The organism is Streptomyces sp. NPDC004561, assembly GCF_053602155.1.
This window is the reverse complement of the sequence record NZ_JBSGDB010000199.1, coordinates 1-15,257: the sequence shown is the minus strand read 5'-3', so window position 1 is coordinate 15,257 and position 15,257 is coordinate 1. Positions and strand designations below refer to the sequence as shown.

General features: G+C 69.4%; 8 protein-coding genes and 1 pseudogene. 4 read left to right on the top strand and 5 right to left on the bottom strand.

Annotated features, from left to right (window positions below):
- Nucleotides 1-101: 101 nt before the first annotated feature.
- Together ACWEN3_RS24580 and ACWEN3_RS24575 are read left to right on the top strand one after the other, a co-directional pair.
- Nucleotides 102-419: pseudogene (locus ACWEN3_RS24580) on the top strand (winged helix-turn-helix domain-containing protein); the annotation flags it as partial.
- Nucleotide 420: 1 nt separating this feature from the next.
- On the top strand, nt 421-2,967 hold the full coding sequence (locus ACWEN3_RS24575; RefSeq protein ID WP_452974838.1) for a DUF4118 domain-containing protein: 2,547 nt from the start codon (nt 421-423) through the stop codon (nt 2,965-2,967).
- A gap of 7 nt (nt 2,968-2,974) precedes the next feature.
- On the opposite strand, the gene ACWEN3_RS24570 is transcribed toward ACWEN3_RS24575, so the two are convergent.
- The 5 genes from ACWEN3_RS24570 to ACWEN3_RS24550 all read right to left on the bottom strand — a co-directional run bounded on the left by ACWEN3_RS24570 (nt 2,975) and on the right by ACWEN3_RS24550 (nt 8,997).
- Nucleotides 2,975-3,571, bottom strand: a complete 597-nt coding sequence (locus ACWEN3_RS24570) for a universal stress protein (protein ID WP_452974835.1) — start codon at nt 3,569-3,571, stop codon at nt 2,975-2,977.
- A gap of 279 nt (nt 3,572-3,850) precedes the next feature.
- The gene (locus ACWEN3_RS24565; protein ID WP_452974832.1) at nt 3,851-5,821 is read right to left on the bottom strand and encodes a potassium transporter Kup; all 1,971 of its coding nucleotides are present in this window, start codon (nt 5,819-5,821) and stop codon (nt 3,851-3,853) included.
- A 343-nt stretch (nt 5,822-6,164) separates the two neighbouring features.
- The gene (locus tag ACWEN3_RS24560; protein WP_452974829.1) at nt 6,165-7,385 is read right to left on the bottom strand and encodes a metallophosphoesterase; all 1,221 of its coding nucleotides are present in this window, start codon (nt 7,383-7,385) and stop codon (nt 6,165-6,167) included.
- Between the two features lie 227 nt (nt 7,386-7,612).
- Nucleotides 7,613-8,257: a class I SAM-dependent methyltransferase gene (locus ACWEN3_RS24555; RefSeq protein WP_452974841.1), complete on the bottom strand. Its 645-nt coding sequence runs from the start codon at nt 8,255-8,257 to the stop codon at nt 7,613-7,615.
- A 182-nt stretch (nt 8,258-8,439) separates the two neighbouring features.
- On the bottom strand, nt 8,440-8,997 hold the full coding sequence (locus ACWEN3_RS24550; protein WP_452974826.1) for a DUF3291 domain-containing protein: 558 nt from the start codon (nt 8,995-8,997) through the stop codon (nt 8,440-8,442).
- Between the two features lie 993 nt (nt 8,998-9,990).
- On the opposite strand from ACWEN3_RS24550, the gene ACWEN3_RS24545 reads away from it, so the two are divergent.
- Together ACWEN3_RS24545 and ACWEN3_RS24540 are read left to right on the top strand one after the other, a co-directional pair.
- A complete protein-coding gene (locus ACWEN3_RS24545; RefSeq protein ID WP_452974823.1) occupies nt 9,991-12,453 on the top strand; it encodes a beta-L-arabinofuranosidase domain-containing protein in 2,463 nt (820 codons plus the stop codon).
- A 124-nt stretch (nt 12,454-12,577) separates the two neighbouring features.
- Nucleotides 12,578-15,184 (top strand): PA14 domain-containing protein, encoded by a 2,607-nt coding sequence (locus tag ACWEN3_RS24540; RefSeq protein WP_452974820.1) that lies wholly within the window; start codon nt 12,578-12,580, stop codon nt 15,182-15,184.
- Nucleotides 15,185-15,257: the final 73 nt, after the last annotated feature.

The following is a 15,257-nucleotide window of genomic DNA, read 5'->3' as shown; positions in this document are numbered from 1 at the left end:
CGTTGGGCGGGAGTTCGCCGTTCCTCCCCTTGCCGGGGCGGAAGTGGTAGCGGTCCCGCAGCGGGGAGCCGGGGCCCTCGGCGAGGGCGCGCTTGTGGACGCCGCTCGTCCCGGAACTGACCCTGGTCGAAACGGAGGACTTCAGCATCGACCTGCTCGCCAAGAAGGTCGCCCGCGACGGCAAGGACGTACGGCTGACCCCGACCGAGTGGCACCTGCTGGAGATCCTGGTGACCCACCCCGGCCGGCTGGTCACACAGCGGCAACTGCTCCAGGAGGTGTGGGGGGTCACGCAGAGCAACAAGACCAACTACCTGCGGGTCTACATGGCCCAACTCCGCCGCAAACTCGAATCCGACCCCTCCCACCCCCGCTATCTGATCACCGAGCCCGGCATGGGCTACCGCTTCGAGGGATGACATGGCACGCGGCAAGCTACGGATCTACCTCGGTGCGGCGCCCGGCGTCGGCAAGACGTACGCGATGCTGTCCGAGGCGCACCGCCGTATCGAGCGGGGCACCGACTGCGTGGTCGCCTTCGTCGAGCACCATCACCGGCCCCGCACCGAGGTGATGCTGCACGGCCTGGAACAGGTGCCGCGCAAGGAACTCGCATACCGGGGCAGCACGTTCAGCGAGATGGACGTGGACGCCGTTCTCGCGCGCCGCCCCCAGGTGGCGCTCGTGGACGAACTCCCGCACACCAACATCCCCGGCTCGCGCAACGCCAAGCGCTGGCAGGACATCGAGGATCTGCTCGCGGCCGGGATCGACGTGGTCTCGACCGTCAACATCCAGCACCTGGAATCACTCGGCGACGTGGTCGAGTCCATCACCGGGGTGAGGCAGCAGGAGACCGTCCCCGACGAGGTGGTCCGCCGGGCCGACCAGATCGAGCTGGTCGACATGTCCCCCCAGGCGCTGCGCCGCCGGATGGCGCACGGCAACATCTACCAGCCGGACAAGGTCGACGCGGCGCTGTCCAACTACTTCCGCCCCGGAAACCTCACCGCCCTGCGCGAGTTGGCGCTGCTGTGGGTGGCCGACCGGGTGGACGAGTACCTGAACGAGTACCGCCGTGAGCACCGGGTGTCGACGATCTGGGGGTCGCGGGAGCGGATCGTGGTGGGGCTGACCGGCGGACCGGAGGGCCGGACGCTGATACGGCGTGCCGCGCGCCTGGCGGAGAAGGGCGCCGGCGGCGAGGTGCTGGCCGTCTACATCTCCCGCAGCGACGGGCTGACCGCCGCCTCCCCGAAGGAACTGGCCGTCCAGCGCACCCTCGTGGAGGACCTGGGCGGCACCTTCCACCACGTCGTCGGCGACGACATACCGGCCGCCCTGCTCGACTTCGCCCGGGGCGTGAACGCTACTCAGATCGTCCTGGGCGTCTCCCGCCGCCGCAGCTGGCAGTACGTCTTCGGGCCCGGAGTCGGCGCCACGGTGGCCGTGGAGTCCGGGCCCGACCTCGACGTGCACCTCATCACGCACGACGAGGCGGGCAAGGGCCGCGGACTGCCGGTGGCGCGCAGCGCCCGCCTCGGGCGCTCCCGGGTCATCTGGGGCTGGGCCGTGGGAGTCATCGGCCCGGCCCTCCTCACCTGGCTCCTCACCGGCGCCACACCGGACGTCGGCCTCGCCAACGACATGCTGCTGTTCTTGACGCTGACGGTGGCCGCGGCCCTGCTCGGCGGCCTCTTCCCGGCGCTGGCGTCGGCCGTGGTCGGATCCCTGCTGCTCAACTGGTACTTCACCCCGCCCGTCCACACCCTGACGATCGCCGACCCGAAGAACATCGTCGCCATCGCGATCTTCGTCGGGGTCGCCGTGTCCGTGGCGTCCGTGGTGGACCTGGCGGCCCGGCGCACCCACCAGGCCGCTCGGCTGCGCTCCGAGTCGGAGATCCTGTCCTTCCTCGCCGGGAACGTGCTGCGCGGCGAGACGAGCCTGGAGGCGCTCCTCGAACGGGTCCGCGAGACCTTCGGCATGGAGTCGGTGGCGCTGCTGGAGCGGGCCGGGGAGACCGCTCCCTGGACCTGTGCCGGCAGTGTCGGGCCCGAGCCGGCGGAGGCACCGGAAGACGCGGACGTCGACGTACCGGTCGGCGACCACATGGCCCTGTCCCTGCGCGGCCGGGTGCTCCCCGCCGCCGACCGACGCGTGCTGGCCGCCTTCGCCGCACAGGCCGCCGTCGTCCTCGACCGCCGGCGCCTGCAGAGCCAGGCCGACCGCGCGAAGGAACTCGCCGAGGGCAACCGCATCAGGACCGCGCTGCTCGCCGCCGTCAGCCACGACCTGCGCACCCCGCTCGCCGGCATCAAGGCAGCCGTCACCTCGCTGCGCTCCGACGACGTCGAATGGTCCGAACAGGACCAGGCCGACCTGCTGGAGGCCATCGAACAGGGCGCCGACCGCCTCGACCACCTGGTGGGCAACCTGCTGGACATGTCCCGCCTGCAGACCGGCACCGTCACGCCCATCATCCGCGAGAGCGACCTGGATGAAGTCGTGCCCATGGCGCTCGGCGGGGTGCCCGAGGACAGCGTGGAGCTGGACATCCCCGAGACCCTGCCCATGGTGCACATCGACCGGGGGCTGTTGGAGCGGGCCGTGGCGAACGTCGTCGAGAACGCGGTCAAGTACAGCCCGCCGGGGGAGAGGGTCCTGGTGTCCGCGAGCGCTCTCGCCGACCGGGTCGAGGTGCGGGTCGTGGACCGGGGCCCGGGCGTTCCGGACGAGGCCAAGGACCGGATCTTCGAACCCTTCCAGCGGTACGGCGACTCACCCCGCGGTGTCGGTGTCGGCCTCGGACTCGCGGTGGCGCGCGGTTTCGCCGAGGCCATCGGCGGCACCCTGCACGCCGAGGACACCCCCGGCGGGGGCCTCACCATGGTGCTCGCCGTACCGACGGCACCGGGGAGGGGACGGCCGGAGCAGCCGGATCTGTCCGCGGCTGCCACGTCCTGAGGACACCTCAGGCGTCGGGCGGCACGGTCTCGAACTCCTTCCGCATGTCCCCGGTGTCCAGCCGTAGCCGCCAGATGTTCCGGCGGTGCACGGCTGCCAGCGCAGCTTGCAGCGGGGACGGCGGCACCGCGAGGACGGGGCAGCCGGCGTGGGCGAGGCAGTAGCGGCCGACCGACGGCGCGAGCGTGCGGTGCAGCCGGCCGCGCCCACCGGCGCCGATCACCAGGAGGTCACCCTCCCGGCCGGCGATGTGCACGAGTACCGGTCCCGGGGCGCCCCGTGCGACGAGCGCCTGTCCGGGAAGCCCGGTGTCCGTGCCTCCGAACACTTCGGGCAGCGCCCCGAGGAGCCTCTCCCGTGCCAGCCGCTCCCATTCCGGGACCATGAGGGACGCGGCCGGGGATCTGCGCGTGGCGAGTTCCCCGCCCGGGGATCTGCGCGTGGCGAGTTCCCCGCCCGGCGGCTCCCAGGCCGGCACGGGCCAGAGCTCGGCCTCCCGGCGTCGGGCCTCCTCCGCTGCCCGGCCCAGGGCGGTGAGACTGCCCAGCGATCCGTTCACTCCCACCACGACGCGGGAGGCTGAGGGCGGTCGGGACTCGGACATCTCTTGCACCGTTCTGCGCACGCCGGCCGAAGGTGTCCCGGCCGACGATCCTCGTTGGAACCGCTTCCATCTCACCTCCCCGCAGGGCTTTCGAACAGTCCGTACGCCAGTTCTTGGCGCCCTTCTGACAGCCCTTTCCATGCCCTCTGACCAGGCGCGTCAGCATTCCGTCAAGGTCGTCCGGATCACCGTCAGGGTGCCGTCAGGGCACACCCGGGAGCGGGTGACACCGGGCATGACCTCGATGGTGAGCCCCGGCCCGCCATCAGCGCCGGGCGCCTACACCTCGATGTGCGAGCCCATGATGACCGTGCGGTCACGAGGGAGGCCGAAGTACTCGGCGGCGTCCGCGGTGATGTACGAGGTGGCGATGAACAGCCGCTTGCGCCAGGGTGCCATCGTCGGTGACTTGCCCCGCCGGAGTTCGATCTTCGACAGGAAGTAGGACGCCTGGTCGAGCTGCAACGGTCCTTCGGTCCGGGCCGGCTCGACCATGGCCAGGGTGCCGGGAACGTCCGGTGTCTCCATGTAGCCGAACCGGGCGGTGACGTGGATGATCCCGTCGTCGGCGTAGCCGAGGTCGTCGACGACGATCCGCTGGTCGGCCGGGACGCGGGGCACGGGTTCGGTCTGGAGGGAGAGGATCACGACCTGGTCGTGCCGTACGTGGTTGTGCTCGACGTTGGCCCGCATGGCCAGGGGCGTGGTCTGCTTGCCGCGGTTGAGGAAGACGGCCGTGCCGGGGACCCGCAGCGTCGACTCCTCGCCACTGCGGAGGCGGTCGATGAACTCGGCCAGCGGACCCTCCTGGCGTACTCGTTCGGCGGTGACGAGTTCGCGGCCGCGTTGCCAGGTCGTCATGACGGTGAACACGGTGAGGCCGATCAGCAGCGGCAGCCACGCGCCGTGGAGGAGCTTCGTCACGTTGGCTGCCACGAAGAGCAGGTCCACGAAGAGCAGCACGGTCGCGCCGACGCCGATCAGCCACTTGGGCGTGCCCCACTTGCCACGGGCGACGTAGAAGAACAGCAGAGTGGTGATGGTGATCGTGCCGGTGACCGCCATACCGAAGGCGAAGGCCAGTGCGGTGGAGCTGCGGAAGGCGAAGACCAGGGTGAGGACCGAGACCATCAGCAGCCAGTTGATCCAGGGGACGTAGATCTGACCGATGGTGGATTCGGAGGTGTGTGCGATCCGCAGCCTCGGCAGGTAGCCGAGCTGGGCGGCCTGGGAGGTGACCGAGTACGCGCCGGTGATCACGGCCTGCGAGGCGATCACCGTGGCCGCCGTGGCCAGCAGGACCATCGGCCACCTGCCCCAGCCCGGCACGAGCAGGAAGAAGGGGCTGCTGATGTTGCGTGCGTCGGCGAGGATCAGTGCGCCCTGGCCGAAGTAGCTCAGAATGCACGCCGGGAGGACGAGGAGCATCCAGCCGCGCGTGATGGCCCGGCGGCCGAAGTGCCCCATGTCCGCGTAGAGCGCTTCCGCGCCGGTGACCGAGAGCACGACCGCGGCCAGGGCGAAGAAGGCGGTGCCGAAATGGCCGAACAGGAAACCCAGGGCGTACGAAGGCGACAGCGCCCTGAGAATCGCCGGATGGCCGACGATGCCGGCCACGCCGCACGCTCCGATGGCCACGAACCAGACGACCATGACCGGCCCGAACATCCGGCCCACCGCCGCGGTGCCTCTGCGCTGCACGATGAACAGCAAGATGATGATCACCGCGGTGATCGGCACGACGGCGCTCTTCAGTGACGGCTGGACGACCTTGAGGCCCTCGACCGCGGACAGTACCGAGATCGCTGGAGTGATCATGCTGTCGCCGAAGAACAGCGAAGCGCCGAAGACGCCCAGCCCGGCCAACACGGCCGTCGCCCGCCGGCCACGTTGCGAGCCCCACCGCCGTACGAGGGTGATCAGCGCCATGATGCCGCCCTCGCCGTCGTTGTCGGCGCGCATCGCCAGCAGCACATACGTGACCGTGACAATGATCATCACCGACCAGAACACCAGCGACACCACCCCGTACACGTTCTGCGTGCTGACCGGGACAGGGTGCGGGTCGCTCGGATTGAACACGGTCTGGACGGTGTAGATGGGGCTGGTACCGATGTCGCCGAAGACCACGCCGAGAGCACCGATGACCAGCGCGAGACGCACCGCGTCGTGCGCGCTCGGACCGTGATTCTCCGGCGGCCGCGATGCGGATCCGTCGCCCGAACCGGCTCCCTGCCGGGGATCGGCCATGGCATCCTCCTCCGCTCGGGCCGCTGTGCCGCAGGCCGGGTGTCCTACGGCGCGACCATACAGATCCCATGTACAGCCGTTCGCAGTGCGCGCCGCTGCGTTCGAGCCAGGTCACCACGTCTGGCCTCAAGCGAGGCTCTCCAACGAGCGCGAAGGTCACGTCCCCTGTGACGGTGCAGGTGCTCAATGGTCCGTAGCGTGGGGTGCGGCGCCTGATCTCGCGTTCGATCCGCTCCGGGGGACTGGAGGGCTGGATCTTCTTCCAGTGGGAGACGGCGAAGGCGGGCCGCCGCACCCCTCAGCTCGGGGACACGGCCAAGCGGATGTGTCGGCCCGCCCCGTGCTACGGCGAGGTGGGCAGATGCGGGGAGCGGAGCACGAGCAGGGTGATCTCGCTGGGGGCGAAGACGCGGAAGGGCGGGCCCCAGAAGCCGGTGCCGCGGCTGGTGTAGAGGAGGGTCCGGGTGCCGTGGCGGCTGAGGCCGGCGACGGCGGGCTGGTCGATGCGGACCAGGTGGTGGAAGGGCCAGATCTGGCCGCCGTGGGTGTGGCCGGACAGTTGGAGGTCGATGCCGTCGGCTGCCGCCCGGTCGACGAACTTGGGCTGGTGTGCCAGGAGCAGGACGGGCAGGTCGGGGTCGGCGCCGTCCAAGGCTCCGGCGAGGTGCGCGCGGTGGCCCGCCAGGCCGGAGGACTCGGCGGTGACGTCGTCCACGCCGGCGACCACGAGGGTGTCGCCTCCGCGTTCGAGCAGCAGATGGCGGTTGCGCAGCGGCTCCCAGCCCAGCTCGTCCATCAGGTCGACCCAGCCCTGGGCCTCGCTGTAGTACTCGTGGTTGCCGGTGACGTATACCCGGGCCCGGGTGGCCCGCACGGTACCGAGGGGGACGGCCTGGGCGCGGCGGCGTTCGGCCGTGCCGTCCGCGATGTCGCCGGTGTGGCAGACCAGGTCGGCTTCCAGGGTGTTCACCGTCTCGCACACCCGCGCCGACCAGCGAGCTCGATCGAGCGGGCCGTAGTGGGTGTCGGTGATGAGGACGACGCGGACGCCGTCCAACCCGGCGCCCAGCCGCGGGAGTTGCACGTCGAGTCGGCGCACGCGCGGCACGCGGCGGGCCTCGGCGTATCCCCAGCCGAGCAGTACGGCGGTCACGCCGAGGACGGCCCACGTGACGATTCGGGCCCGGTCCTGACTCCCGCCGACGCCTGCCAAGGTCAGGGCGAGCCGCAACAGGACGCCGAGCAGAACGGACCAGGTGAACAGGACCCAGCTGGTGCCCAGCAGGGTGTCACCGACGATCGCCGCCCGGTCCTGCTGGCGCCGGCCGTGGCCGCGCACCATCGCGAGCGGCATACCGATCAGGCCGAGGGCGAACAGGGCGGTGCCGACCAGCGTGACGGGCAGCGGCCAGTGCTGGCCGCCGTACAGGAGCACCCAGCAGGGCACGGCCCACAGCAGGACGGGAGCGACCCGGGGGATGTAGCGCATCACGCGGTGCAGCCGGCTCTGCCGCAGCGCTCGCGCTTCACCGTCGGCGGGTCGGGTGTTCTTGGTGTCGGTCACGCTGCCCCTCTCTGACCAGGCTGCCGTCTCGCGCACTGTATCCGGTCGCCCTCTGGCCGACCGGACGGGCGTTCACGGGCGCGGCCCCTCGGGGCGAAGGGTTCTCACCCGCATTTGGGCCAGAGCCCTCGAGGCTGCGGTCCCGGGCGAGCGGATGCCGGAGGCTGTCTCAGTTGATGTGGTCCGACTTCGCTGTGTCGTCGGCCGCAACCGGACCGCTGACCTGGCTAGGACCGACGGCGTGCGAAGAGGACCGCACCTGGAACGCTCTCGTCTGGGTCGATCAGCATGTGGGCCTCGACGGTGAACCCGGCATCGCGTAGCCAGGCCGCCACTTGGTCAGGCCGGCGGCGGTGAACGTGGACGTTCATCGGGTGGCCGCCGTAGCCCTGCGTCTTCAGCCTCGACTCGTCGCCGACGTGAAAGCCGAGCAGCAGTGGTCCGCCGGGACGCAACACGCGCCGGAAGTGGCCGAAGACCGTGGACACCGCTTCGTCGGGGACGTGAATCAACGACCAGAATGCGAGCAGGCCGACGACCGAAGCATCGTCGAGGTCGAGGTCGGTCATCGAGCCCACCTCGAACCGCAGGCGGGGGTGGTCACGCCGAGCAACGTCGATCATCACCGATGAAAGGTCGATGCCGAAAGCGTCCACCCCCAGCTCGTGCAGGTAAGCGGTGACGTGTCCAGGTCCGCAGCCCACGTCCGCCACCGGCCCACCGCCGGCGGCGTGCACCAAGTCGGCGAACAGCGCCAGAGCCGCCCGAAGATACGGCGCCCCGGCCAGAGCCTCGCGTTGTTGGTCGGCATAGCTGACCGCGACCGTGTCGTAGGAGGTCCGGGTGTCTGCCAACCAGCGGTCCGCGTTCATGGCTCGACAGAGTAGTGCAGCGACCAGGACGACGAACCAGATCACCTGAGAGCAACGACGAATCGGACCAGGTCACTTGAGACGGAGACCAGATCCTTCGAGACGGGACATCTCGCCGCCGAGTGCTCGCCGTCATGCAATCGAGGCCTTCGACAGCGAACCCAGTGTTCGGGCTTCCTTGTTCAGCGGACCAGATCGCTCTTCGGCCCGATTCCCTTGATCCTGGTCGGAGTTCCGTCCGGGGCGAACGAGTGGTGGAAGGTGAAGGCGTGCGGCGTGGAGCCGTGATCGTGGAGGTGCTCCAGCCTGGAAACCCCGTCCCGCCAGGTGGGTATCACGCCGTCGGAGATCCACCAGAACACGTAACTCGGGTGTCCTGTCCTCTCGAACCAGTCGTAACGCCTGTTCAGCGCCTCGCGGTGCAGGCCGGTGTAGACGGCGTCGAAGGCGGGGCGCAGGTCGGTCCAGAGCGAGAGGGTCGCGGCCAGGGCGGTGGTTTCCACGGTATGGCCCTTGTCGTACCAGGTCGGTACGGCGAACTCCCCCCACGCACCCCAGTCCGCCTCGAAGAGCATGCCCCGGTCACCGTCTGCCGCTTCCGCATGCGCGAGGTATCCGGGGTGCTGACTGATCTTCCGGTAGACGGCCGCACCAATGTCGTAGAACTCGCGCGTGAGAGGTGCGGGATCGGCGAGTGGTGACTTCAGGACGCCGAATGTGTACAGAGCAAGATGGGGCATGCGCCTCTCCCTGGTTGGGGGTGCCTGGTGCGGACTTGGTTCGGTGGCTTACGCATGGAGGCGAGGATTCGTGGGCGTGACCAACTCGTCCCGTCGTGGGTGGCTCAGCCTGAACGAACACCCGTGCCCCCGTAGGCGACTGCCGAACGCCAGGTGAAGGTAGCGGCCTCCGCGGGCCATGTCGAAGTTGCGTTTTCCGTGTCCACGTGGCCTCTTGCACAGGCCCTTGCGGGAGTTGGGCGGTGGCGCTGCGTCGACCACACGGCAGAGATTGAAGGCTGTTCCTACAACGATAGAAAACTGAGGCAGGACGATGACAGCACAGGCGTGATGTCATGTCCACCCTCCGGAGCCCACGTATCTCCGAAGCGTTTCAGACCTCTCCCAAGTCGAGGCGCCCCGTCGAAAAACCCTTGTGGCCTGCGTATTTGTGACGGGTGAGGCGTCTCGTCGACTGCCTGGAGGTGGCACCGGATTCTCAATCTCCGCTGCGCTTACCGGACTTATGTACTTGCCATGCAAGTCGGTTGCTCTGAAGGCGGTCTGATCCCTTGACAGCTTTCGGGGCCGTCGTCCACTGTGCATCTACATCGTTGTAGGAACCCGCCCACCCCATCGGTGACCGGATCGACAAGGAGGACACCGACTGACCCCGCCGACGGCTACGACCAGTGCTGGATGCTCGAGAGCGGCCGGCGGATGGAGGTATGAACCCGGTACTTTCCCGACGCGCCGTCATCAACCCGAAAGTGCGGGATCGGACGAGGCGGCGCCGACTGGGCTCGGCCACCCGATCAGCGCTCTCCACCGCCTCGCGCACACCTCGTCCTCCTAGGCACTCCTCACCGACCGCCTGACGCGATCGAACGGGCAGAACCACACCGCGCGACTGCGCCGGCCCCGCGCCGGACTTCTCGTACCACCCCGCCACATGCCCCTGCACTGTTCCGCACGACCGCTGGACGCGGTCCTTGACCAGGAGGGACATCCCCCGTGGAACGCCGCACGTTCCTGACCAGATCCCTGTCTGCCGCCGGTGCCGTCGCATTGACCGGCACCCCCGCACCCGCACAGGCCTTGTCGTCCCCGAGTCCGGTCGCCCCGGCCGCCGGCTCCCCCCACTACGCCGCCAACCGCGCCCCCCTGCAGCAGGAGCCGTTCCTGCGGCTGCCGCCCGGCAGCATCACCCCGAAGGGCTGGCTCCGCACCCAGCTGGACCTGCAGCTCGACGGTCTGAACGGGCGCATGCCGGAGGTGTCCGACTACCTGGACGACAGGACCAGCGGGTGGGCCGTTCCGGAGCGGGGCGGCTGGGAGGAACTGCCCTACTGGCTGCGGGGGTTCGGCGATCTGGGCTACGTCACCCAGGACAGCCGTACCCTCGAACTCACCCGCGCCTGGATCGACCGCATCCTCGCCACCCGGCAGCCCGACGGCTTCTTCGGCCCCTCCAGCCTGCGCACCTCGCTCAACGGCGGACCGGACTTCTGGCCCTACATGCCGGTCCTGGACGCGCTGCGCACCTGGCAGGAGTACAGCGGCGACGATCGCGTCGTACCGGCTCTGACCGGCTGGCTGAAGTACCTCCACGCCCAGCCCGGCACGCTCTTCGGGCAGGGCTGGGGCTCGGCCCGCGTCGGAGACACCATCGACACCGCCTACTGGCTCTACAACCGCACGGGCGACGACTGGCTGCTGGACCTGGTCCGCACGATGCACACCCACAGCGCCGACTACACCCACTCGATCCCGACCTGGCACAACGTCAACCTCGCCCAGGGCTTCCGGGAACCCGCCCAGTACGGCGTCCTCGCCGGCGATCCCTCCTTCCTCGCGGCCACCCACCGCGTCTACGACACCGTCATGGACAGCTACGGGCAGTTCCCCGGCGGTGGCTTCGCCGCGGACGAGAACGCACGCCGCGGCTACCACGACCCGCGCCAGGGCTTCGAGACGTGCGGCATCGTCGAGTACATGCACAGCCACCAGATACTCACCCGTATCACCGGTGACACCCTGTGGGCCGACCGCTGCGAGGACCTGGCCCTCAACCTGCTGCCCGCCGCCTTCGACCCGCGGCAGAAGGGCACCCACTACGTGACGGCGGCCAACAGCGTCCAGCTGGACAACGTTGCCAAGTCGCACGGCCAGTTCAACAACTCCTTCGCCATGCAGGCCTACATGCCCGGCATCCACCAGTACCGGTGCTGCCCCCACAACTACGGGATGGGGTGGCCCTACTACGCCGAGGAGATGTGGCTCGCGAGCATCGACGGCGGCCTGTGCGCCTCCCTGTACGCCGAGTCCTCCGTACGTGCCAAGGTGGGTGACGGCACCACGGTCACCGTCACCGAGCGCACGGACTACCCCTTCGACGACACCGTCACCCTGACGGTGTCCACTCCGCGAGCCGTCGACTTCCCGCTCTATCTGCGGGTTCCGGGATGGTGCGAGGAGCCCTCGGTCAAGCTGGGCGGGCACCCCGTGGCCGCCAAGCGCAGCGGCGGCCACCTCGTTCTCGACCGCCGGTGGCACGACGGCGACCAGATCGTCCTGCGGTTGCCGATGCGCACGACGGTGCGCACCTGGAGCAGCAACGAGGATTCCGTCTCCGTCTACCACGGCCCCGTCAACTACTCCCTGCGCATCGAGGAGGAGTGGCAGCAGTCCGGCGGCAGCAGCACATGGCCGGAGTACGAGGTGCGCCCCACCTCGCCGTGGAACTACGCACTGGAACTGGACCGGCAGGATCCTGCCCGGTCCTTCACCCTGGAACGCACCCGCGCCCGCGCCGCCAACCCCTTCAGCCACTCCGGCACCCCGGTGCTCATGCGGGCCAAGGGCCGGCGCCTGACCGGCTGGGTGAGCGACGACCAGGACGTCGCGGCTCCGATGCAGCAGAGCCCGGCCCGCACCACGGAGCCGGTCGAACGCCTCACCCTGATTCCGGCGGCCGCCGCGCGACTGCGCGTCACGGCCTTCCCGACCGCCTCAGCGTCCGGCAAGGCACTGGAGTGGGCGGCGGTCACCGCCTCCTTCAGCGGCGTCGACAGTCCTCAGGCACTGCTCATGAACGCCGTCGCCGAGCCGTCGAGTTCGTTCGACCAGACGATTCCGCGCTTCACATGGTGGGACCACACCGGGACCGAGGAGTGGATCCAGTACAGCTACGCCGAGCCCGTCCGCGTCAACGCGGCATCGGTGTACTGGTACGACGACACCGGCCACGGTGCCTGTCGCGTCCCCGAGTCCTGGCGGCTGGAGTACCTCTCCACGGACGGCCGGTGGCACCCCGTGGACGGCGCCCCCGACTACGGCGTCGCCACCGACCGGTTCAACCAGGTCTCCTTCCCCACCGTCACGACCACGGCACTGCGCATCACAGTGCGGCTCCGCGCCGGGTTCTCCGGCGGCGCGCTGGCCTGGCGCACCCAGCCGGACGGCCCGCGCGCCTGACGGCCGGCAGAACCCAAAGGGCCTGCCACCGACGCCGTGAACAGACGGCGGGCATGCCGACCGCATCACTCCAACGAATGTCCAGCGAAAGGTGAGAACCGCCTTGAGTCCCGGAAGACACCGCATGACACTCCTGCGCAGACTGGCGGCCGCGGCTCCGCTGCTGCTCGGCGGCGCACTCCTCGCGCCGGCCTCCCTCGCCCACGCCGAACCGACGAGCGGGGCAGCATCCACCGTCACTCCGCAGGGGCTGCGCAGCGACTGCTATCTCAGCTCCGACAGCACGTCGCTGGACTTCGCCACCTACGGCAGCACCGGGGTGCAGCCCTCCCTCAACGTCAAGGACCTCCTCCCGACGCTGCGCGACTGCGCCGGGTCCACCCTGAACGACGCCGTGCACTGGACGGGCATGCTGGACGTGCCCACCGGCGGTTCGTACACGTTCTACATCAAGGGCGACAACGGCTTCCGCATGTCACTCGACGGTACGAGCGTCATCGACCACTGGACGACCGACTGGGACGTCCAGACCACGTCGCAGCCGATCACGCTGACGGCCGGTATGCACCAGTTGTCCTTCGACTACAACCAGGGCAACGGCGGCGCCTACATCCAGACCGAGTGGTCGGGCCCGGGCATCGCCCGGCAGCCCGTCCCCGACTCCGCCCTGCACCAGCCGGCCGGCTTCGCGCCCCTCGACCTGCACAGCACCGTCGACTCCACCGGCCGGGAAGCGGTCGTACAGCTGCCCGCCGCGGTGAACTCCGTGCCGGCGGACGTCACGAAGCACGTCTCGGTGATCGCCGGTGGCCACCGCTGGACCCCGACGGTGACCACGGACCCCGCCGATCACTCCAAGCTGGTCTTCACCGCGGCGGCCTCTGACACCCCGGCGGCCATGAAGTCCCGGGTGCGCATCAGCTACGACGGGCAGGGCGGCCTGAACACCGCCACCGGCCCGCTGGACGTGTTCTCCAGCGTCGCCCAGAACAACTCCACCTGGTACTTCGCCACCAAGTGGGCCAAGGACGTCTCGCCGTCCAACGCCCTGCCCGACTACCCGCGTCCGCAGCAGACCCGCAAGCAGTGGGCCAACCTCAACGGCACGTGGCAGTTCCAGGGAACGACGCAGGACGCCCCGCTGCCCACGAGCGAACTGAGCGGGAAGATCCTCGTCCCCTACCCGATGGAGGCGCCGCTGTCCGGCGTCGCCGAACACCACGACTGGTCGCTGTACCAGCGCACGTTCAAGGTGCCGGCCGGCTGGCGGGTCGGCTCGGGCAACCGTCTCCACCTGAACTTCGGCGCGGTGGACTACGAAGCCTGGGTCTACGTCAACGGCAAGCAGGTGGCCCACCACCTCGGCGGATACCAGGCGTTCACAGCGGACATCACGGACGCCGTCACAGGCAGTGGCGACCAGACCGTCCTGCTGAAGGTCAAGGACACCACCGACCCCTCGCAGCAGGCGACCGGAAAGCAGTCGCGCGACCCGAGCGGCATCTGGTACACCCCCACCTCGGGTATCTGGCAGACGGTCTGGATGGAGCCGGTCCCCGAGGAGAGCGTCGACTCCCTGGTCCTCACCCCTGACCTCAAGGACGACTCCCTGTCGGTCACCGTGCGCCCCAGCGCCGGAACGAACGCTTCGGCCCGTGTGACCGCCACCGCGTTCGACGGCGACGAGCGCGTCGGTTCCGTCACCGGCGCCGCGGGGGTCCCCCTGCGGCTGCACATTCCGCACCCCAAGCTGTGGAGCCCGGACCACCCGTTCCTCTACGACCTGAAGGTCACCCTGGCCGACGGCCGCTCGCACGACAGCGTGGGCTCCTACTTCGGCATGCGATCGATATCGCTCGCCAAGGTCGGCGGGGTGAACAAGATCGAACTCAATGGCAAGCCCACCTTCCTCCTCGCCACTCTCGACCAGGGCTTCTGGCCCGACGGCATCTACACGGCCCCGACGGACGCCGCGCTGAAGTCGGACCTGCAGCTGCACAAGCAGCTGGGCTTCAACGCCGTGCGCAAGCACATCAAGGTGGAGCCGGCCCGCTGGTACTACTGGGCCGACAAGCTCGGGCTGATGGTCTGGCAGGACATGCCCAGCCGCAACACCGGCTCCGCCAGTGCCGCGAGCAACGCGGAGTTCGACAAGGAGGTCCACCAGATCGTGGACCAGCACATCAGCAGCCCCTCCGTGATCATGTGGAACATGATGAACGAGGGCTGGGGCGAGCAGAGCAAGCAGTCCACCGGTGAGCTCGCCGACTCGGTGAAGCAGCAGGACCCCTCGCGCCTGGTCGACGCGCACTCGGGAGTCAACTGCTGTGCCTCCAAGGGCGACTCCGGCCGCGGTGACGTCATCGACTACCACCTCTACCACGGCCCGGCGAACCCCGCCCCCGACGCCACTCGCGCGGCCGTCGACGGAGAGCACGGCGGCTACTCGCTGACGATCCCCGGGCACATCGCCGGAGTCGCCGGCGGTCAGGACTACGGTGGCGGCCCCGCCGACATCGCCGAGATGACCAAGACGTACGTGGACAACACGAGCCTGCTCCTCGCGAATGCGTCCACGACCCTTTCCGGCTCGGTCTACACCCAGATCAGCGACGTCGAGGGTGAACTGAACGGTCTGGTGACCTACGACCGGGCGGTCCTGAAGGTCGACCCCGACCAGGTCAGGGAGATCAACCGCAAGGTCATCGCTGCCGGCGACAGCGCTCGCTGACGGCAGGCCCAGCACTACCGGTACCGCTCAGCCTCGGCCCTCTCAGACCCGGCCACCCCGGTCCTGAGAGGGC